The 18,613-nt window shown below is 64.9% G+C and carries 21 protein-coding genes; 14 read left to right on the top strand and 7 right to left on the bottom strand.

Annotated features, from left to right (window positions below; genetic code table 11):
• The 7 genes from LDO26_RS06730 to LDO26_RS06705 all read left to right on the top strand — a co-directional run.
• Positions 1 to 675: HEAT repeat domain-containing protein (locus LDO26_RS06730; RefSeq protein WP_232130306.1), on the top strand; the 675-nt coding region annotated here is incomplete at its 5' end.
• 423 nt (positions 676 to 1,098) lie between these two features.
• Positions 1,099 to 1,677 carry a hypothetical protein gene (locus tag LDO26_RS06725; RefSeq protein WP_232130305.1) on the top strand — a complete coding sequence of 193 codons (579 nt, stop codon included), beginning with the start codon at positions 1,099 to 1,101 and terminating at the stop codon, positions 1,675 to 1,677.
• Positions 1,678 to 2,121: 444 nt separating this feature from the next.
• Positions 2,122 to 2,496 carry an energy transducer TonB gene (locus LDO26_RS06720; protein WP_232130304.1) on the top strand — a complete coding sequence of 125 codons (375 nt, stop codon included), beginning with the start codon at positions 2,122 to 2,124 and terminating at the stop codon, positions 2,494 to 2,496.
• Positions 2,444 to 2,860: an energy transducer TonB family protein gene (locus LDO26_RS18290; RefSeq protein WP_435594051.1), complete on the top strand. Its 417-nt coding sequence runs from the start codon at positions 2,444 to 2,446 to the stop codon at positions 2,858 to 2,860. Before LDO26_RS06720 ends, LDO26_RS18290 begins: the two co-directional genes overlap by 53 nt.
• 79 nt (positions 2,861 to 2,939) lie before the next feature.
• On the top strand, positions 2,940 to 3,452 hold the full coding sequence (locus LDO26_RS06715; RefSeq protein WP_232130303.1) for a hypothetical protein: 513 nt from the start codon (positions 2,940 to 2,942) through the stop codon (positions 3,450 to 3,452).
• Between the two features lie 795 nt (positions 3,453 to 4,247).
• Positions 4,248 to 4,742 carry a hypothetical protein gene (locus LDO26_RS06710; RefSeq protein ID WP_232130302.1) on the top strand — a complete coding sequence of 165 codons (495 nt, stop codon included), beginning with the start codon at positions 4,248 to 4,250 and terminating at the stop codon, positions 4,740 to 4,742.
• Between the two features lie 76 nt (positions 4,743 to 4,818).
• Positions 4,819 to 5,238 carry a hypothetical protein gene (locus LDO26_RS06705; protein ID WP_232130301.1) on the top strand — a complete coding sequence of 140 codons (420 nt, stop codon included), beginning with the start codon at positions 4,819 to 4,821 and terminating at the stop codon, positions 5,236 to 5,238.
• A 330-nt stretch (positions 5,239 to 5,568) separates the two neighbouring features.
• Here the strand turns inward: LDO26_RS06705 and LDO26_RS06700 are convergent, their stop codons facing one another.
• The 3 genes from LDO26_RS06700 to LDO26_RS06690 all read right to left on the bottom strand — a co-directional run bounded on the left by LDO26_RS06700 (position 5,569) and on the right by LDO26_RS06690 (position 8,148).
• On the bottom strand, positions 5,569 to 6,198 hold the full coding sequence (locus tag LDO26_RS06700) for a hypothetical protein (RefSeq protein WP_232130300.1): 630 nt from the start codon (positions 6,196 to 6,198) through the stop codon (positions 5,569 to 5,571).
• A gap of 447 nt (positions 6,199 to 6,645) precedes the next feature.
• Positions 6,646 to 7,425, bottom strand: a complete 780-nt coding sequence (locus tag LDO26_RS06695) for a CPBP family glutamic-type intramembrane protease (protein WP_232130315.1) — start codon at positions 7,423 to 7,425, stop codon at positions 6,646 to 6,648.
• A gap of 93 nt (positions 7,426 to 7,518) precedes the next feature.
• The gene (locus LDO26_RS06690) at positions 7,519 to 8,148 is read right to left on the bottom strand and encodes an NAD(P)H-dependent oxidoreductase (RefSeq protein WP_232130299.1); all 630 of its coding nucleotides are present in this window, start codon (positions 8,146 to 8,148) and stop codon (positions 7,519 to 7,521) included.
• Between the two features lie 152 nt (positions 8,149 to 8,300).
• Between LDO26_RS06690 and LDO26_RS06685 the strand changes: the two genes are divergently transcribed.
• Positions 8,301 to 8,912 (top strand): TetR/AcrR family transcriptional regulator, encoded by a 612-nt coding sequence (locus LDO26_RS06685; RefSeq protein WP_255682054.1) that lies wholly within the window; start codon positions 8,301 to 8,303, stop codon positions 8,910 to 8,912.
• Here LDO26_RS06685 and LDO26_RS06680 read toward each other — a convergent pair.
• Positions 8,904 to 10,067: a DUF5694 domain-containing protein gene (locus LDO26_RS06680; RefSeq protein ID WP_232130298.1), complete on the bottom strand. Its 1,164-nt coding sequence runs from the start codon at positions 10,065 to 10,067 to the stop codon at positions 8,904 to 8,906. The two genes, LDO26_RS06685 and LDO26_RS06680, sit on opposite strands and share 9 nt — an antisense overlap.
• Positions 10,068 to 10,302: 235 nt before the next feature.
• Here LDO26_RS06680 and LDO26_RS06675 point away from each other — a divergent pair, with 235 nt between their 5' ends.
• Positions 10,303 to 10,758, top strand: coding sequence for a nuclear transport factor 2 family protein (locus LDO26_RS06675; RefSeq protein WP_232130297.1), 456 nt, complete (start codon positions 10,303 to 10,305; stop codon positions 10,756 to 10,758).
• A 255-nt stretch (positions 10,759 to 11,013) separates the two neighbouring features.
• On the opposite strand, the gene LDO26_RS06670 is transcribed toward LDO26_RS06675, so the two are convergent.
• Complete coding sequence (locus LDO26_RS06670; protein ID WP_232130296.1) at positions 11,014 to 11,913, bottom strand: CHAD domain-containing protein; 900 nt, start codon at positions 11,911 to 11,913, stop codon at positions 11,014 to 11,016.
• Positions 11,914 to 12,265: 352 nt separating this feature from the next.
• Here LDO26_RS06670 and LDO26_RS06665 point away from each other — a divergent pair, with 352 nt between their 5' ends.
• On the top strand, positions 12,266 to 12,541 hold the full coding sequence (locus tag LDO26_RS06665) for a hypothetical protein (protein WP_232130295.1): 276 nt from the start codon (positions 12,266 to 12,268) through the stop codon (positions 12,539 to 12,541).
• 264 nt (positions 12,542 to 12,805) lie between these two features.
• Here the strand turns inward: LDO26_RS06665 and LDO26_RS06660 are convergent, their stop codons facing one another.
• Positions 12,806 to 13,699: a fructose bisphosphate aldolase gene (locus LDO26_RS06660; RefSeq protein ID WP_435594047.1), complete on the bottom strand. Its 894-nt coding sequence runs from the start codon at positions 13,697 to 13,699 to the stop codon at positions 12,806 to 12,808.
• Between the two features lie 367 nt (positions 13,700 to 14,066).
• Between LDO26_RS06660 and LDO26_RS06655 the strand changes: the two genes are divergently transcribed.
• The 4 genes from LDO26_RS06655 (at position 14,067) to purU (ending at position 17,868) form a co-directional block, all read left to right on the top strand.
• Positions 14,067 to 15,074: a methionine ABC transporter ATP-binding protein gene (locus tag LDO26_RS06655; RefSeq protein WP_232130294.1), complete on the top strand. Its 1,008-nt coding sequence runs from the start codon at positions 14,067 to 14,069 to the stop codon at positions 15,072 to 15,074.
• On the top strand, positions 15,071 to 15,757 hold the full coding sequence (locus LDO26_RS06650; protein ID WP_232130293.1) for a methionine ABC transporter permease: 687 nt from the start codon (positions 15,071 to 15,073) through the stop codon (positions 15,755 to 15,757). The genes LDO26_RS06655 and LDO26_RS06650 overlap by 4 nt, the downstream gene beginning before the upstream one ends.
• Before the next feature lie 385 nt (positions 15,758 to 16,142).
• Positions 16,143 to 16,958, top strand: coding sequence for a MetQ/NlpA family ABC transporter substrate-binding protein (locus LDO26_RS06645; RefSeq protein ID WP_232130292.1), 816 nt, complete (start codon positions 16,143 to 16,145; stop codon positions 16,956 to 16,958).
• A 61-nt stretch (positions 16,959 to 17,019) separates the two neighbouring features.
• On the top strand, positions 17,020 to 17,868 hold the full coding sequence (gene purU / locus LDO26_RS06640) for a formyltetrahydrofolate deformylase (RefSeq protein ID WP_232130291.1): 849 nt from the start codon (positions 17,020 to 17,022) through the stop codon (positions 17,866 to 17,868).
• An 80-nt stretch (positions 17,869 to 17,948) separates the two neighbouring features.
• On the opposite strand, the gene LDO26_RS06635 is transcribed toward purU, so the two are convergent.
• The gene (locus LDO26_RS06635) at positions 17,949 to 18,596 is read right to left on the bottom strand and encodes a nicotinamidase (protein WP_232130290.1); all 648 of its coding nucleotides are present in this window, start codon (positions 18,594 to 18,596) and stop codon (positions 17,949 to 17,951) included.
• Positions 18,597 to 18,613: the final 17 nt, after the last annotated feature.

Here is an 18,613-nt window from a genome sequence, read left to right as displayed (position 1 = left end):
TGCTGCTACTTGCCAGTCCGTGGTCCGGGGCCTAACAATGCGTTCAAGCCGACACCGCTTCGTTACGCCAAGCACATGGCAGGTACAGCTTGCCATGTGCTTGGCTCCACTACACGGCGCGGCTTAATTCAGGCGTTAGGCGGCATGAACACGCAATCCGAGCCATCTCATACTCCGACTCTTGAGGAAGTCGTAACGGCTTTCGATGACCGCCGTGATTGGGTGGTTTCGAATAACGGCTCCAAGCTTCGTTGCGAGTATGGACTGTATGCGCTTGTGCCTCTCCTTACTGATGCGCTTCCAAAGATTCGCAATGCCACAGGCCGGATACACATCATGTTCGATCTCATTCCACTCGCGCGTCGCGACATTCGCGTTGTAGAAGCAGCGAAAGATAGGTTGCAAGACAGATCAAAAGCTGTACGTATGCACGCCTGCGAGGTTCTCGCGTATAGCCTTCGGCACGACGCCATACCAAGCTTAGAGCCCTTGCTAGACCATCCCGTAGCTGAAACTAGAGCTACCGCAGCGGCTGCCATCGACGCAATTCAGCATCAGAATCATCACTTCTACCTGGACCGGGAACACAAGGGAACTTCGTTCTGGGTAGTCGATCCACAAGACGATCCGAACTACAAGCCAAGACCTTGGCAAATTCGTCAGGAGCGCCAATGACCATCGCACACCACATGCCGCCTAACAATTCATTCAAGCCGAACCCACTTCGCGGGTCGGCTTAATTCAGGCGTTAGGAGGCAGCGTGTTCAAACTGCAACGATCATTCATCGTCCCACTTGCCCTAGGTATCGCATTGCTTACTACCGCAATGATCATTGTGCTTACTGCGGAGGCACAGTTTGAGTTCTGGAAGCATCAATGCCTTGATCTAGGCCCTCGCAGGATGGAAGACATGCGATGCAGGTTTCCGCACCTACTCAAATGGCCATTCTTTGCATGCGCCATATCAGGAGTACTTTCTCTGGCTTATGGCCTCTTCCGCTGGCTTGTTTCACTCCGTGAATCCTCCTAACAATTCATTCAAGCCGATGCCACTTCGTGGCACGGCTTAACTCAGGCGGTATACGTGCTGGAGGGTTCATGGGGTTTGCAATTTCTTGGTTAGCCGTCTCTGGGAAAGATCCTCAACAAGTGTTGCAAGAGCTTCAGCTCCATCGCACAGGTGAGGCCGAGGAGTTTCCGGAGTCTCCCGTTTCGGCCGCTCAGCTTCCTACTGGCTGGTTCCTAGTCTTTGCCAATAGGTTTGCGTCGCCGCTGGTCACAGACAGCTCTTTGCAGCAACTTTCATCTGGCTGCACCGTCATTTCCTGCCAAGTTGAGGAGCACGTAATGTTCAGCTCCGCGACGTGCTACTCCAACGGAAAGAACAATTGGCAAGTAGCGCATGACGCTCAAGATAGCATTTATCATCTCTCCGCCCGTGGTGACCTCCCACCGGAGTTCAACGACATCTACGTATCGCTAAAGCAAGAGCAAGATGACTCTGGCGGGGACAAGTCCGACGTAGATTACATTCATGATGTTCCGGTATCTTTAGCCAAGGCGATTACATCATTTCGGCACGACCAAGACATTCAGTGTGACTCACCCGAGCCATTTGAGATTCTTACCTCAAGCAATTCGCCTGCATCGACTAAGCCTTGGTGGAAGATCTGGTAAGCACGTATAACAATTCATTCAAGCCGAGCCCGCTTCGCGGGCCGGCTTAGCTCAGGCGTTAGGCCGCACAGGACACATGGCAACAACTGACCCAATGATAATTGGCTGCGGAGAACACGGTGAGCGTATCTCCGCCGTTGTTTGTAAGCACATGCTTCAGGGACAGCCCGCTCCAGCCGGCTTCGTCGAGAACAGCAGCGATCCGAATGACCTCCAGGCATGGTGCTACCTGTGCGAGGACAAGTTCCAGCTAGAGGGAGACATGACGGATGCCTTTAGAGAGTTCAATGGCATGGCTATGATCTGTATCGTCTGCTATGCCGACGCCAAAACTCGCCATACAATCCCAGCGGGGCAGTAGCCATGCATCCGGGCGTGCGGCCTAACAATTCATTCAAGCCGACACCGCGTCGCGGCGCGGCTTAATTCAGGCGTTATCCGTCTATGAAGATTCTTGGCACTATCGTGCTGATTGCCGTCATTGGTAGCGGACTGGCTATGGCCAGCCCCGCAACCCCGGAGCCAACTTCCGTACCGGAAGTTGCAGTGCCACCTGATGACTGTTTCGGGCGTACATACACCTGCCAGGCCAAACTCTCCTTCACGGTAGGAGAGGATGGGCGGGCATCTGACATCAAAGTGCTGGAGTCATCACGTAGCTATCCATGTGACCGCGCACTTATTTATAGCTTGCGCGGTCGCACCTATCCCGAGCTGGTATCTACTGCGTACGTGGAAGAGCATCTTATCGGCTATCAGTGCATTGATGGCCGGCCGGCCAACAATTCGTTCAAGGCGATGCCGCTTCACACGCCTTAACTCAAGCATTAGGTGCCATATCATGCTTCTTTACCTCTTGCTAGCTACTGCAACTGCGGGCGCCCCTGGCGTAAGGGATACTCCCGCCATGACTTGTATCAAGACCACCATCAAAGCCAACGGACGCACCACGGACACTACTGTCGCTGCAAGTTCTGGTAACTCCGTCGCGGATAGAAGCGCACTTCGCTTCGTGAAGATATTCCGGTTGGAGCGAGATCGTCACGGAACATATGAGGATCAGACCGGGTACGCCCTCGTGGAGACTTATGAGAGTGGCGCGTTCGGTACCAGCCTGTTTGATTACAAGGGCCAACTGCTAGAGTCGTGCTCGTTACCTCAGGTGTCAGCCAGTGGCACCTAACAATTCATTCAAGACGACGCCGCTTCGCAGCGCGGCTTAATTCAGGCGTTAGACCCCGCTGATGCGTTCAGGAGTAGCCATGAAAAGATTGTGCGTCTTACCAGTTTTGCTTCTGGCTTCTCTAGCCCTACAAGCAACGGAGACTCAGAGCGCTCCGGAAGCTGATGAGGCCAAGGTCGTTCGTCTGACCAGCCATCTGGAGAATCATCCACTTAGCGACACTGATAAGAGCATTCGCAGTTGGTTGCTTCAATGGGCTACCGAGACCCAAGACATCACCGTTGTCGTTTGTAACATTCTGGGTACGGCTTCCGGAGAGGACTTGCCGTACAGCGCGATCTACACCACACAGATGATCTTTGGCAATACCGCGTATCAAATTGCGCACCCAGACAAGCGCGAAGATCTTTTGGCTACTCAACTGGCGGCGGCACGCAGCTCGCTCAACGCCTATAACTCTATCCTGGATTCGCATCCGGAGGCGCGCATTCCGTACCTTGATGAGCTTACCAGCAAAGATAGATCAGGCAGTCTAGAAAGTTACTTGGCTCCCGTTATCGCAGAGAAATGCGACGACTCGGGCGGGACCTAACAATTCATTCAAGCCGACGCCGTCCTCAGCTCCGTTAAACACTTCTGAGACTGGGACTATACTGCAGGCGACAGGCCGCGATCGCCGCGGCTTAACACAGGCGTTAGCCGCATGCTGACAGCGTCGCTACTCATGAGTATAGGGTTACTCGCAACCTCTCCCCCCGCGGAATTTCCGGATGGCTGGCGCGCACCAACCGATGCAGAGTTGGCCAACCCAATGTTCTCTGATTCGCCTGAAGAATTCACCCGCGTCGTAGACGATCTGAACGGAGACTCCATTGGGGACACTGCTCTATTGCTGAAGAGCACGCGCGATAGCGCCGAGGCTCTTTGGGTGTATCTCTCTGGCCCGGAGCAGCCCAGATGGGTCCTTCTCCATCATACATCGTGGGGCTCGGAGCACCCTGACGTCGGCCTGTCCATGAGAATCGACAAGGCAGCGCCGGGTACCTATAAGTGCCTTAGCACGGGGCAGCGACACCACTTTTCAACGTCTGGGATTGAGTACTTTAGACCAGGTAGCTCTTCATCTGTATTCTTCTGGGATGACGCCAAAGGCGAGTTCCAGCAGGTATGGATCAGCGATTAGTGGCCAACAATTCATTCAAGCCGACGCCACTGCACGGCGCGGATTAACTCAGGCATTAGGTGCATGCCAATATCTACGAATCCCCGACTCCTGCTTTCCATCCTCATGATTGCGTCAGCTACTATCAGCTGTAAGGCAACCAGGAATTCAGTAGATGGCTCGTTCAAACCAGCACAGGGCTGGATACTGGTAAAGAACGGAAGCGTGTCGGATGTGAAGGCAGCTGTTGTTGACTACGACGGCCTTTCCAGGGAGCAGCGCCCTAATGTCTTTCGAGTAGAGTTGCACCCTCAAAGTAGCGGTGCGGTGGCTGTAGTGTTACCGGACGGCTTTCCAGCCTACGATTTGGCAAATATGACGGGCTGGCTGAGCGCCCCGCCAGATCAAGAGAACGTGCATGACGCCGTTTCTTGGATCACAGCTCCGGGTAGCGGGGTCAAGTACTATCTAGAACCTGAGACTGGCAACCCATGGGGGGATACCTTGATCGGCGCAAGCAAACTTGGGCAGTCGGTTCGTGTATCTCTTCCGGAAACAGGAATGTCTGAAGTTTCCGCATCTTATTCCTACAGAGATGAGCCTGAGATCGAGATTTCGCTGCAACCGGTCACAATCGAAGTCACGCTTGATACAAGCACTGCTTTTGGCAACCCTAATTTCGTTGTCAACAGCCCAAAGGATCATGATTGGCGCTGGTAGCGCATGTCAATTCACTCAATCCGACGCCGCTTCGCGGCACTGATTAATCAAGGCGTCAGGGCGCCATGGAAGGGTCATGAAATCCCAGTACGCTGTGGCAATCGCCGTGTTTTTCCTGTCCTCCTCGCTCTTTGCAGGCAACTCGACTCCTGCAGTCCCAGGGCCGTTCCTGGGCGATTGGGGTACCAGCTTGACGGATTGTGGGACAGAAGCGGATGACACATCGCTGCATATCGGAAAGAGGCATGTTTCGTATCACGCGGGCTCCGGCCCAGTGCAATCTGTTGTTGTACGGGGAACCAATGAGGTGGCGCTAATCGCTGAGCTGACAAGTGGCGGTGAGACTTGGCTCGATGCTTCAACATTCCTGCTTTCGCTGGACGGCAATCAGCTTACCGAAAGCTCTGGCATGAATAGAGAGTCATTCGTTCGTATCCGGTGCAACTCCATACTCGGCGCACGCGGTGAAATTACGCCCCGAGTGCATCGCACCTGAGAGCTCGTGGATTCGTTCGATCGGCGCTTTGCAGCCCTGACGCTTCCTGGGTAATCCACTGCTGCGCAGGATGTTCAGGACAACCCTGGTTCACTGCATTGATGGTGCGGTGCCGAACTTCTTGACAAGCGCAGGCTGGCGCGCATGCGGTCACTGCCGCCAGCGGTCCTGGACCAGATGGTGCTGACGGCATGAAAGCTGGGGAAACCTGGGAACCCGGTCCGTCATCAGCCCCGAGACGGGGATCCGCAGCGTTCTACCGCGCGATCTCCGACGGGCAGCGGATCCGGTCGATGCGCGGAAAGACGCGCGACGGGCCCGGTTCTCCACTCATGGAGTGTTCCCCCACAGTACCGCCGGCGCGGCCGGACATGCCCGCACCGCGGCAGGCTCCGGGAGCTTGCTGTCCAGCAGCCAGCACTCATCCAGGACAGAGCAGTAGCAAAGCCGTAGACGAACGTTGCCAAGCGAGTTGCCGAGCGCCTCGTAGGTCGGAGACGCTGCATCCAGCGGCCGGACACGCATGAACTGGATCCATTCGTCAGCCCCCACGACACGGCGCTGGATGGCGCTGTTCATGACCAGGAGTCCGGACTCTGCTTCCGTTGCGCCACAACAGGCGACCAGAAGCGAAGAGGGACCGGATACAGGCGCGCCATCGTAAAGGACCTCAGCCCAGCGAACGCGGGCCGGGCCGACGCCACGGTTCAACAGATCGAGGGATATCTGCTCGCCACCGTCGGGCGAGGCATTGCTGGTGCCGAAGATCAGGGAAGGCCAGACGCTGGCCGCCAGTATCCGCTCCTGGGTCCGGTTGGCGTTGTAGGCCACGAACACCGAGACCGCGGAGATCAACAGCACGCCGAACGCGATCAGGATCTCGAACAGGTGACGGGCGGCAAACAGGCGCGTCGGCCGTTCCCGGGTCGTTTCCTCGGACACGCCCTGCACCTTCTTCATTCTCTTTCGTTCCCGTGGATGTCTTGGTCAGCCGGCGGCATGTCGTGCCCGATCTCCCGCCCACGTCGTACGGCGGGGCCGCTCGGCCAGATCGATCCGCGGCGCTTCCGCGATACGCGTCCTGCACACGGCGCGGATGCCCACGAATGAACGTTCGCCAAGAAAAAACGCGCCGCGCGCGCCGTTCCCGCCGAGGCTAACGAGCCGTTTTCTTCTTTACAAGTGGACAGCATGGGAATATCCCCGGAATCCGACGCCGATGCCTGCCGATGCCCTCGACGGCGCCGAACGACGGCGCGGCAAGCCCGACATATGTGCCCGGGGCGGTTCCGCATATGTCGTCCGCCCGGTACCTGCCCTCCTGGCCTGCGACAGTCGCGAAAGATTCGACACCGACCCGCGCGACTGCAGGCACATGACACAGGGAGCGCTCCGCATGGATGCCTGCTACGCGAGCAACGGCAGGATGCTCCCGGCGAAAACGGACGCGCCATCCATCAGCCAATGCGCGACCACGAGCGGCAGGAGGCGGCGCAGACGCAGATAGACCAGGACCATGAACAACGCGTTCGGCACCGACGAGACGAAACGGTGGATCATGTAGTCCAGATCGAAGGTCAGCGGCATGAAGGCATGCTGGAACGCCCAGACCAGCGCGACGACGGCCACGGCGAGGGCGGTGCTTCCGGAAAGCACCTGGAAGCGCGGCAGCAGGTAGCCGTTGTAGGTCATCTGCTCCGTAAGACCCCAGATCAGCGGCCAGACCAGCAGGGCATAGAGCGCGGGGATCAGCGGCAATGGCTGGCCGTACTGCGGCAGGTCGACACCGCCATGCATCAGGAAGCCGCTGATCGCGACGCCGCCGAAAATGAGGACGAGGCCAGGGGGAATCAGCGCAAGACCCAGCAGGACATCGCGCAGCACGCGGCGGCGGTCGAAACCGACCAGATCCGCAAGCGTGATGCCCTCCCGTCGCGTGAGCCACCAGAGCATGCAAAGGCAGCCCGCATCGATCAGAGTGCCGTAGACAGGCAACCACGCTTCGGCATCGCGCCAGGGCGTCGCCGAGCCGCGCGTCGCGTAGACGAGCGCGACGATGCCCTGCGCCGCCACCGCAAAGGCCGCGCGCGCGAACAGCATCACCACCAGACTGCGCCATGTCAGCGCTCCGGTGGCCCGTCGCGCCGCAATGGCGGCGCTGGCGTTCCTTGCTGCGGCTTCACCCATGTTCACGCCGTGGTTCACGGAAACCCGAAACGGGGACCAGCGTGCACCTTCTCACGCGTCGGTGGCGCGGAAACAGGCACGGGTACCCACTTTTCATGCAGCCGACGCCGGGCAAGGGACCTGCTCTCCCTGCTTCCCGGTCGTCGAGAAGAGTCCTTGGCCGATCACGCCGGCCGCGGCAAGCGGAACCTGCGGATCGCGGGTTTCCGACTCCAGCAGCAGTTCCGAGCCGATGACGCGGGCACCGCAGTAGTCGAAGATGCCGTGGTCGATCTGGAGCTTCATCGCGCCGAAATAGCCGTGCCTGGCGTAGGTATGTGCGTCGGCGCCCGCGACCGCGACCAGCTGGACCTGCAGGCGGCGCAGTTTCTTCTCCAGGCGGCCGCCCAGGCTGAAGTCGAACGCCCAGCCGTTGGAGAACACGCGGTCGATCCAGCCCTTGAGCAGCGCGGGTATGGACCACCAGTAGACCGGATAGACCAGCACCAGGGCATCGGCGCGATCGATCCTCGTCCGTTCGCGGACGACGTCGGCCGGGGCGGGTCCCCGCCTGCGATGCACAGCGAGGTCGGCCGGGGTGAACCTGGGGTCGAAGCCTTCGGCCGCGAGGTCGGCGATCTCCGCGGTGTGGCCCGACTGGGCGATGCCGGCCGCGATGCGGGCGCCGATGGCCTGGCTGAGCGAGGACGGCTCGGGGTGGGCGACGACGACGAGTGCGTGCATGGGAGGTTCCTGTTGACGGGGAGAGGCAGCGCGGAGGAAGCTGGTTACCGAAAGTAAATTACTAAAGGTAAGTTAACGTGCCGCCATCTCCGGATGCAAGCGCTCCGCCCGGCCCGCGCCGCCGCCTGTCCCGGCCCGAACGTCATCGCCAGTTGCTGGATGTCGCCTGGCGAATGGTCCGCGAGGAAGGAACGGATGCGCTCACCCTGGGCCGCGTCGCCGAACGCGCGGGCGTGACCAAGCCGCTGGCCTACGATCACTTCGGCACCCGCGACGGCCTGCTGGTCGCGCTGTACGGCGAGTTCGACGCCCGCCAGACCGCGTTGATGTATGCCGCGCTGGAAGCGGCGCCGCCGAAGCTGGCGGAACGGGCGGCCGTGATCGCGGGCTCGTACATCGACTGCGTCATGCAGCAGGGCCACGAGATTCCCGGCGTGATCGCGGCGCTGGCGGGCTCGCCGGAACTCGAGCGCGTCAGGCGCGAATGGGAAGCCGGGTTCATCGACAGGTGCCGGCATGCGCTCGCGCCGTTCGCCGGGCCCGACGGCGTGCCGACGGCCGGACTGCGGGCGATGCTGGGCGCGGCCGAAGCGCTCTCCGCCGCGGCGGCGACGGCGGAGATCACGCCGATGCAGGCGCAGGCGGAACTCTACGAAATCATCATCGCGATGGTGGACAGGAGCACGCGCAGGCCGCCACGGAAATCCGGTGCGGGGCGCGAGTCCCGACGCCGCCCGCCCGGGGAGAACGGCGGATCAGGGTGAGGATCCAGTCCGATCGGCCGGCAGGAAATCTTCCAACTGCACCAGCCGCACGCTCAGCCGGGTCGCCAGGCTGCGCTCGACGTAGGCCTTGTGCGAGAACCCCACGATGAACAACAACCGCTCCGGCTGGGCGGACGCGGCCGCATCCATGACGTTTGCCGCCATCCGCTGGTCGCGCAGCTCCCACATCGCGTAGCGGAGCCGGTCCAGTCCGCTGGGGTGGTCCATCGTCAGCCAGTGGATCCACTGCCCGGCATCGTCCACCCCGGCCGGGTACGCGTTCAGGTAGCGGTACATCGCCAGCATGTCGCCATCGCCCTTGACCCGCTCCCTCGCGGCCTGGAGCCGCTGCCACGCGTCCGACGCCGTCCATTGCCGCTTCGACGGATGATCGAACACCGCCTCCGAGACATCCTCCGGAAACGACAGCGTACGCACCGCCTCGTAATGGCTGTCCACCGGGTACAGCCGCTGCAGCCCCAGCGACCGCGCCAATGGCATCGCCACCGTGACCGCTTCGTCGGCCGACCGCAGGTACTTGTCCATCGCCTCGCGCACGCTTGCGGGGAGCGTGTCGCTGCGCTCACGGTCCCCGGGCGCGAGATACGACCATTGCAAGGTCGCGGTGTCGTACTCGTACGCCGCCAGCAGGTGGGCGACCAGTTCAAGGCGCTCCTCGGGCGCGAGTCCGTGCTCCGCCCGTTCGAGCAAAGCCTCCGCATGCCGGCCCGCCGCTGCCCGGCCGATGTCCAGCGATGCCTGCATGGCCTTGCCCTGCACGAGCACGTGACGCGCGAACAGATCGATCAGCTCCTTCGCCGCCGGGTCGACTTCCGCGAGTTCGGCCAGCAATGCGATCTCGTCGGGCGGGATCTTCTCGATCGCGATCCGCGTCGGCGCGTAACGTGCCAGCACCGCCAGCGTGCTCTGCATGTGACGCGGTTCGAGCCAGTCGTGGAACTCGCCCAGATGCCAGCTGCCCAGCACCAGGATCTGGTTCTGCAGGCGTGGCGTGACATGGGGCGCCAACGCCTCATCGACCGCGTGGCTGGGCAGACGCGCGGCGCCGCCGCCTGCGCCATCCGCGGCATGCGCGCCAGTGCCCGACATCGTCGCGCAGAGCAGCAGGGACAGGAGAAGAAGAGGCCTGTTCATGACGAGATGCCCGTGATGAAGGTTGCCGTCACCCTGCCCCTCGCATCGCGCTGGTCCAAGTGCAGCAGGTCACGGGGCACAACGCACTACGTCGATACCGCGGCGAAATCGCGTGTTCGCCCACGCGATGGAACGGATTCATTACCTCCGGCGTAATCGATCACGCTGCCGATCCCTGACAGGATCAAGTCCAGACGCTTGTATCTGGATTCATCGAAGCAACGAGGAGAACACGATGTCCGCCAAGTCGATCGCGACCAACGATGCCGCCACCAGCGCAGGTTCCGCCGCCGAAGCAACCCGCGCCGTGGTGCAGGCCTTCCTTGCCGCCAGGCTGGCCGGAGACACCGGGCGGCTCATCGAGCTCTTCGCCGACGAGGTGGACTGGCTGCTCGCGGAGAACCCTGCCGCCCCCTGGATCCGCGCGCGCTCCACCGCCGCCGAATGCGCGGCCCAGTTCACTGAACTGATGGCGTACACCCGCCCCGAACGGGCGCGCGCCTCCGTCGACACCTTCCTCGTCGACGGCACCGACGCCGTCTTGATGGGACATCTGTCGGGGACCGTACGCGCGACGGGAAAATCCTTCGAGGGCCCGTTCGCGTTGCACCTGACCGTCGAGGACGGCCGGATCACCCGGCATCGCCTCTACGAAAACAGCTTGTCGATCGCCGAAGCCTGCACGCCGTGACGCAGCTTGCCGATGTCTGCGCAAGCCGGAGCAGCCCCGTCGGGCAGAACCTGGCCCCGTTGTCGGCCCGCTATCGCCGGTTCCGGCTCCGGTTCCGCTCAGGCGCGAAGCGACCGACCTGGCGCTCCGTCGGCGCAGATGAAGCAGGTCCCCCGCCGCGCCCGGGACGACAGATGGATGTCTGCTGGCCATGCCGGATGACCTGTTCGTCCCCCGGTGGGGCGAAGAACCTCTTCTTCCGGCGCACTGCCCCGATCAGGCTCCGTTCCGCCACACGTCGTAGCGCCGCCGCCAGCGCGCGGCCAGCGCCGACGGCTTGTCGGCGAACAGCCGCGCGCCCTGCGGGAACGCCTTGCGTGCAAGCGCCTCCTGCCGGGCGTGGATCAGCGCCGCCATGAGGTCGACGGCAGGCGCGTCGAGTTCTCCCGCCGCATCGCGCACCGTGTCGTCGAGGACGGCAAGATCATGATGGTCGCCCAGCAGTTCGCCCAGTTCCGCCGCGCACGCGCCCATCGCGCGCATCGGGCCGGGCCACAACGGACGCAGCAGGCGAAGGTGGTAGGCATGGTCCTTGCACCGCTTGCGCCACGCGTGGAACGCCTCGGCGGAAGGATCGGCATGCGCCTTTCGCATGGCCTTGCGGGCGCGGCGGAAGCCCACCTCGACGCCGGCCCCGAAGGCATCGAAACCGGAGGCCCGCAACCGCCATCCGGCCACGCGTGCCTGGGCTTCCAGCAACTCGCTGCGCGCGGCCACGAGCAATGCACGGGTATCGATCCGCTCGATCAGGACCGTGCGGCGCCGGACGAGCAGGGAACGGATCGGCGCCAGAATGTCCGCCTGCACCTCGGCGCCGTCGTGCACGGCGATGCGGTCGAAGGTGTCGACCAGCACGTCCGCGTCGCGCGCCGCACCGAGTGGCCGTGCGATGGCGCGGAAGGCCGCGTTCTCGTCGTGGTCCACGGAAAGGTGGGGGCCGACCAGCCGCAGGAGCGCGCGGATCTTCTTGCAGCGCTTGCGGATGTCGTGGATCGCGTCATCGGCGTCCGTCGCCGGATCGTCGGCGGCGCGCGTGGCGCGCTCGATCTGCTCGCGCGCGATGCGGCGAAGCGACGACTGCGCCGAGCGGTCCCCGCGTTTGATGCGGTATGCCATGCGTGATGTCCGGAGGCGACGGAACAGGGCCCGGCATGAAGCTTCTCACACATCCATGTGCCGGCCATCCTGCACGGCCTCCGGGCTTTCGGCGGACGGGCCAAGCAACCAGGATGTGCATTTCCGCGCCCCGCCGTTTTCCGCAGACCTTAGCTTCCCCGCGCAATGCGCTGGAAACAATCCGACGCCGACCCCGGTTTACCCATGCCGCAGATGCCGTTTCCCGCGCCGACTGCGTCCCGGAAACGAAAACCCGCCGCCCCTGTCATCCCGTCTTGATTGGTGCTTAACACCGCGCCGCGCGATGGCTGGCACGTTGCGATCCCGACTCCAACCGACACAAGGGTGTGCAATGAAAAAGTCATGTCTTTCCGCCTCGCTGCTCGCGATCGCCATCGGCTGCAGCGCCTCCGCATTCGCCGCGGTGCATTTTTTCGAGGTGATCGGCGAGGGCCCCGGACGCACCGCCGAGGAGGCCGTCGAGAGTGCGCTGCGCGACGCCGACGAGAAGTGCTATCGCAGCTGGGGGCGTTCGGCGCAGGAACACACGGTCCTGGCCGAGTGGATCGACCCGGCCACGGGGTGGCCGTTCGCGCGGGTCTCGCTGGAGTGCAGGGTCGAGGATTGATCCGGCAGGCGCGGGGCAGCGCAGGGCCGCTGGTTACCTCGCCGGTAGAGACCGCGTATTCCGGTCAATGGTCCGGCTGCCCCGGCTCCGCTTGCATCCCGACAGCGCGCAGAGCGCCCTCACCCGCCCTCCGGGCACCTTCCGCCCCGGAGGGCACGTAGTCCCGCGCGCAGGAGAAGGGATTGCAGCTCCAGGTGCACGCCTTTTGTCTCGTCCCCTGCACGAGAAAGCCCATCTGGCCCCGGTTTACTCCAGGCCGGAATCTCAGGCCACCGACGCCCGGTAGATCGACTCGATCGCCGCGTCCAGCGCCCGGTTGAATGCCTCGTCGCTCTGCTGCGCGCTCAGGCCTTCGGTCAGTGCGCGGCTGAAGCTGGCGACCACGCCGGGATTCTTCGCCAGCCTGGCGTTGGCGTCGTCGCGGCTGTAGCCGCCCGACAGCGCGACGACCTTGAGCACGGCGGGGTGGTCGACCAGCTCCCGGAAGAAACCGTCGACGCTGGGCAGGGTGAGCTTGAGGATCACCGGGGTCTTCGGGTCGAGCTTGTCGAGGCGCTCGAGCAGGCCCTGCTTCAGCGTGACCTCGATGGCGGCCTTGTCGGCGGCCTTGATGTCGACCTCGGGCTCGATGATCGGCACCAGGCCGGCGTCGAGCACCTGCTGGCCGAGCGCGAACTGCTGGTCCAGCACCGCGGCAATGCCGGCGGGATTGTTCGCCTTGATCACCGAGCGTTCCTTGGTGCCGAACACGCCCTTGGCCTTCGCGCGGGTCAGCAGGTCGGCCAGGCCCGGGATCGGCTTGAGCAGCTGCACGCCGTCGGCCTCGTCCTCCAGGCCCTTGTCGATCTTCAGGAACGGCACCACGCCCTTGTCCTCCCACAGGTAGGCGACCGCGTCCTTGCCGCCGAAGCTGTCGTCCATCGTGCGCTCGAACAGGATCGCGCCGAGCACGCGCTCGCCGCTGAAGGCGGGGCTGGTGACGATGCGGGTGCGCATCCGGTGCACGAGATCGAACATCTCGGCGTCGTTCGCATATTCCGATTCGTCGATGCCGTAGAGCTTCAGCGCCTTGGGCGTGCTGCCACCGCTCTGGTCGAGGGCGGCGATGAAGCCCTTGCCCGATGCGATCCGGTCCAACTGCTGCTGATTCACTGCCACGGGCGCTCCTTTGCGATTGCGTTGCTTGAGGGGAAGTTGCTTGGGAAGAATCGGCGCGCAGGCGGCGCCAGACCGCGATGATACCGTCCACGCTACGCGGGAACCTGTCTGGCGGCAGGTCCAGACATGCGGGCGGTGGAAACGCCCATTGCGCAGGCCGACCCTGTGCGGCCGACGGGACTTTCCGCGCGAGCTCGCCCGTCGGCGGCGTAGCGCCGACCTACGTCCGCCCCCCGATCGATCCTTCCGCCCCCCCACGCGCCCGCCCCACGCATGCAACCCGGTGTTGTCGCCAGTGGAATGCCGCGCCGCGCTGGCGGCGGGGCTTCCCTGCTAACCTGCACCGCCGCGTTGCCGTCGCCCCGCCTTGATCAATTTCGAACAGGTCCACAAGTCGTTCCGCGTCGGCGCGCGCGAGGTGCCCGCGCTGCAGCCGCTGGACCTGCGCATCGACGCCGGCGAGGTGTTCGGCATCATCGGCCACTCGGGCGCGGGCAAGTCGACGCTGCTGCGGCTGATCAACGGGCTGGAGACGCCCAGTGGCGGCCGCGTGGTCGTCGACGGCCAAGCGCTGGACACGCTCGACGGTGACGGCCTGCGCGCGCTGCGGCGCCGGGTCGGGATGATCTTCCAGCACTTCAACCTGCTGTCGTCGAAGACCGTCGTCGACAACATCGCCTTCCCGCTGCGGCTGGCCGGCACGCCGAAGCCACAGGCGCTGGCGCGCGCCGACGAACTGCTCGACCGGGTCGGCCTGCGCGCGCATCGCGACAAGTACCCGGCGCAGCTGTCGGGCGGGCAGAAGCAGCGCGTCGGCGTGGCCCGTGCGCTGTCCACCGGGCCGAAGATCCTGCTGTGCGACGAGGCCACCAGCGCGCTCGATCCGCAGACCACCGCGTCGGTGCTGCAGCTGCTCGACGGCATCAACCGCGAGCTGGGGCTGACCATCGTGCTGATCACCCACGAGATGGACGTGATCCGCCGGGTCTGCGACCGGGTCGCGGTGCTCGATGCCGGGCACCTCGTGGAGCTGGGGCCGGTGCGGCAGGTGTTCCTGCATCCGCAGCACCCGACCACGCGGCGCTTCGTCGCCGAGAGCGAGGCGATCGACGAGGACGACCAGCACGCGCAGTACGCCGCGATCCCCGGGCGCCTGCTGCGGCTGACCTTCACCGGCGAAGGCACCTGGCAACCGGTGCTGGGCCGGGTCGCGCGCGAGACCGGGATCGACTACACGATCCTGGCCGGACGCATCGACCGGATCAAGGACCTGCCCTACGGCCAGCTGACGCTGGCCCTGACCGGCGGCGACGTCGAGGCCGCGCAGGCGTCCTTCGCCGCGGCCGGGGTCGAGGTGGAGGAACTGCGCCGATGAGCACGTTCGCCAGCCGCTGGTTCCCCAACCTGGACGCGGGCAAGTGGGCCGAGATCGGCCAGGCCACCGTCGACACCCTGCTGATGCTGGGCGGCTCGCTGCCGCTGACCCTGCTGATCGGCCTGCCGCTGGGCGTGCTGCTGTTCCTGACCGGGCCGCGCCAGCTGCACGCGCGGCCGGCGCTGTACGGGGTGCTGGCGCTGGTGGTGAACCTGCTGCGCTCGGTGCCGTTCATCATCCTGATGATCGTGCTGATCCCGGTGACCCTGAAGGCCATGGGCACGTCGCTGGGCGTGCGCGGCGCGATCCTGCCGCTGGTGGTCGGCGCGGCGCCGTTCTATGCGCGACTGGTGGAGACGGCGCTGCGCGAGGTCGACCGCGGCATCATCGAGGCCTCGCTGGCGATGGGCGCGACCACGCGCCAGCTGGTCACCCGCGTGCTGCTGCCCGAAGCCCTGCCCGGCCTGATCGCCGGCGCCACGGTGACGACCATCGCGCTGATCGGCTTCACCGCGATGGGCGGCGCGATCGGCTCCGGCGGCCTCGGCGACCTCGCCTACCGCGACGGCTACCTGCGCTCGCGCACCGACATCGCCGTGGTCACCGTGGTCGCGCTGCTGGTGCTGGTGCAGGTGCTGCAGATGGCCGGCGACCGGCTGGTGACCCATTTCAACCGGCGGTAGGCGCCCCGGTTCCGCCGCCACTCCCGCGCGAGCCGAAGCATAGGGCGGGTCTCGACCCGCCATTCGCGGGTGCCGGAGATGCGTGTGGCGGATCGAGATCCGCCCTACCGCCTCCGACACGCGCGCCGTCGGGCCGATTGCGCCATACACGAATGGCACTGATTCAAGCCCAACGCTCACGATCCGTCATGCCCGCGCAGGCGGGCATCCAGTGACTTCAAGCCGTTGGGTGCGCCTGAAAAGACGCTGGATGCCCGCCTGCGCGGGCATGACGGCGCTGCGTCAGTGCCATTCGCACCACACACTGATTTCCATCGCCGGCCTCGACCGCCGGCGCGATGGCCGGATACTCGGCGATTCCCTGCTTCCCCGACGGATGCCCACGATGTTGACCCTTTCCCGCCTGCTGCCCGCCGCCCTGCTGGTCCCCGCGCTGTTCGCCCTGTCCGCCTGCGCCGGGCCGTCGGGTTCCGCCGGCGACCGCGAGACGCTCAGCGTCGCCGCGACCGCGGTGCCGCATGCCGAGATCCTGGAAGTGGTGAAACCACTGCTCGCCGACGAGGGCGTGGACCTGCAGATCCGCGTGTTCAACGACTACGTGCAGCCCAACGACCAGGTGGTGCAGCGCCAGATCGACGTCAACTACTTCCAGACCGAGCCCTACCTCGACGCCTACAATCGCGACCGCGGCACCGACCTGACCACGCTCGCCGGCATCCACATCGAGCCGTTCGGCGCCTACTCGCGGCGCTTCGCCTCGCTCGAGGGCCTGCCCGACGGCGCCGACGTGGTGATCCCCAACGACCCCAGCAACAACTCGCGCGCGCTGATCCTGCTGCACCAGGCCGGCCTGATCACGCTGAAGGACCCGACCGACGCGCTGGCGACGCTGCGCGACATCACCGCCAACCCGAAGCAGCTGAAGTTCCGCGAACTCGACGCGGCGATGCTGCCGCGCGTGCTCGACCAGGTGGACCTGGCGCTGATCAACACCAACTACGCGCTCGACGCCGGCCTCGACCCGGCCACCGACGCGCTCGCCATCGAAGGCAAGGACTCGCCGTACGTGAACTTCCTGGTCGGCCCGCCGGAAGCCGCCGACGACCCGCGCGTGCGCAAGCTGATCGCGGCGCTGACCAGCGAACAGGTCCGCGCCTTCATCCACGACAAGTACAGGGACGCGGTGCTGCCGGCGTTCTGAGGCGACGATGCGGTCGACGCCGGGCGGGCCATCTCCGCGCCGGCTCCACTATCATCGGCCGATGCAACGCGACCACATCCTCACCCTGTCCTGCCCGGACCGCACCGGCATCGTCTTCCACGTCAGCGCCCTGCTCTACGAGCTGGGCTGCAACATCCTCGACGCGCAGCAGTACGGCGACGAGGAGACCCGGCGTTTCTTCCTGCGCGTGCATTTCGACGCGCCCGCGGGCGTCGCCGATACGCTGCAGGCGCGCTTCGCCCCGCTGGCCGCGCAGCACGCGATGGACTGGCAGATCCACGACGCGCAGCGGCGCGCGCGCCTGCTGGTGCTGGTCAGCAAGCAGGGCCACTGCCTCAACGACCTGCTGTTCCGCGCCCACAGCCGGCAGCTGCCGGTCGACATCGCCGCGGTGGCGTCCAACCACGACACCTTCGCGTCGCTGACCGCGTCCTTCGGCGTCCCGTTCCACCACCTGCCGGTCGGTCCCGGCAACCGCGCCGGACAGGAAGCGCAGCTGCTGGCGCTGGTCGAACGCGAGCGCATCGACCTGGTGGTGCTGGCGCGCTACATGCAGATCCTCTCGCCGGCGCTGTGCGAGGCGCTGGCCGGCCGCGCGATCAACATCCACCACAGCTTCCTGCCGAGCTTCAAGGGCGCCCAGCCCTACCACCAGGCGCACGCGCGCGGGGTCAAGATCATCGGCGCGACCGCGCATTACGTCACCGCCGACCTCGACGAGGGCCCGATCATCGAGCAGGACGTCGCCCACGTGGACCACGCGATGACCCCGCGCGAGCTGGTCCGGGTCGGCAGCGACATCGAGTCGCGGGTGCTGGCGCGTGCGGTGCGCCGCCACGTCGAGCACCGCATCCTGCGCAACGGCCATCGCACGGTGGTGTTCCGCTGACCGGCGGCCGGGGCGCGGACCCGCGCGCCCACCGGCGCGCCATCGGCAGGGTCGAGGATCGCCATCCGCGGCGCCGGTGCTCACCCGTCGCCGTCGACCGCGACGCCCGCCTCGCGCAGCGCCAGCCGCGTCGGCGCGTCGCCATCGGGCGTGACCGGACGGGTCAGGTCCCACAGGAACCGTACCCGGAATCCCGCCGCCGCGGCGTCCTGAGCCGACCACAGCACGCAGTAGTCGCGCGCCAGCCCGCACACGTGGACCTCGGCGATGCCGCGCTCGCGCAGCCAGCCGACCAGCCCAGTCGGCGGCCGGCTGCCGCCGGGACCGTGGTTGCCGCGCAGCGCGCTGTAGGAATCGACCTGGGGGTCGGTGCCCTTGCGCAGGATCAGCTCGGCCGGCGTCCAGTCGACCCGCGCGTCCAGCGCCGCGCCGGGCGTGCCCTGCACGCAGTGATCGGGCCACAGCACCTGCGGCTGGCCATGCAGGTCGATCGTCGAGAACGGCGCCTGGCCGGGATGGCTGGACGCGAACGAGGCATGCCCGGGCGGATGCCAGTCCTGGGTCGCGACCACCGTGCGGTAGCGGCGCGACGCCAGCAGTGCGGCGATGCCCGGCACGACGGCGTCGCCGTCATGGCAGGGCAGCGCGCCGCCAGGCATGAAGTCCGGCTGCAGGTCGATCACGAGCAGGGCGGTGTCGTCGGCGAAGGTCGGCAGGGGAGCTTGCATGGCAATGCGCCGGGTCG

This window comes from Proluteimonas luteida, from assembly GCF_021191695.1.
GTDB lineage: Bacteria > Pseudomonadota > Gammaproteobacteria > Xanthomonadales > Xanthomonadaceae > Luteimonas > Luteimonas luteida.
The sequence above is the reverse complement of the archived record's forward strand: the minus strand, read 5'-3'. Positions and strand labels throughout refer to the sequence as shown.

Coding starts and splice junctions, on each gene's coding strand:
- LDO26_RS06650 (WP_232130293.1), top strand. CDS start 15,071: ATGAGCACGTTCGCCAGCCGCTGGTTCCCCAACCTGGACGCGGGCAAG.
- LDO26_RS06690 (WP_232130299.1), bottom strand. CDS start 8,148: ATGCACGCACTCGTCGTCGTCGCCCACCCCGAGCCGTCCTCGCTCAGC.
- LDO26_RS06680 (WP_232130298.1), bottom strand. CDS start 10,067: ATGAACAGGCCTCTTCTTCTCCTGTCCCTGCTGCTCTGCGCGACGATG.
- LDO26_RS06715 (WP_232130303.1), top strand. CDS start 2,940: ATGAAAAGATTGTGCGTCTTACCAGTTTTGCTTCTGGCTTCTCTAGCC.
- LDO26_RS06720 (WP_232130304.1), top strand. CDS start 2,122: ATGAAGATTCTTGGCACTATCGTGCTGATTGCCGTCATTGGTAGCGGA.
- LDO26_RS06665 (WP_232130295.1), top strand. CDS start 12,266: ATGAAAAAGTCATGTCTTTCCGCCTCGCTGCTCGCGATCGCCATCGGC.
- LDO26_RS06725 (WP_232130305.1), top strand. CDS start 1,099: ATGGGGTTTGCAATTTCTTGGTTAGCCGTCTCTGGGAAAGATCCTCAA.
- LDO26_RS06645 (WP_232130292.1), top strand. CDS start 16,143: ATGTTGACCCTTTCCCGCCTGCTGCCCGCCGCCCTGCTGGTCCCCGCG.
- LDO26_RS06695 (WP_232130315.1), bottom strand. CDS start 7,425: ATGGGTGAAGCCGCAGCAAGGAACGCCAGCGCCGCCATTGCGGCGCGA.
- purU (WP_232130291.1), top strand. CDS start 17,020: ATGCAACGCGACCACATCCTCACCCTGTCCTGCCCGGACCGCACCGGC.
- LDO26_RS06670 (WP_232130296.1), bottom strand. CDS start 11,913: ATGGCATACCGCATCAAACGCGGGGACCGCTCGGCGCAGTCGTCGCTT.
- LDO26_RS06675 (WP_232130297.1), top strand. CDS start 10,303: ATGTCCGCCAAGTCGATCGCGACCAACGATGCCGCCACCAGCGCAGGT.
- LDO26_RS06700 (WP_232130300.1), bottom strand. CDS start 6,198: ATGAAGAAGGTGCAGGGCGTGTCCGAGGAAACGACCCGGGAACGGCCG.
- LDO26_RS06635 (WP_232130290.1), bottom strand. CDS start 18,596: ATGCAAGCTCCCCTGCCGACCTTCGCCGACGACACCGCCCTGCTCGTG.
- LDO26_RS06705 (WP_232130301.1), top strand. CDS start 4,819: ATGAAATCCCAGTACGCTGTGGCAATCGCCGTGTTTTTCCTGTCCTCC.
- LDO26_RS18290 (WP_435594051.1), top strand. CDS start 2,444: ATGGCCGGCCGGCCAACAATTCGTTCAAGGCGATGCCGCTTCACACGC.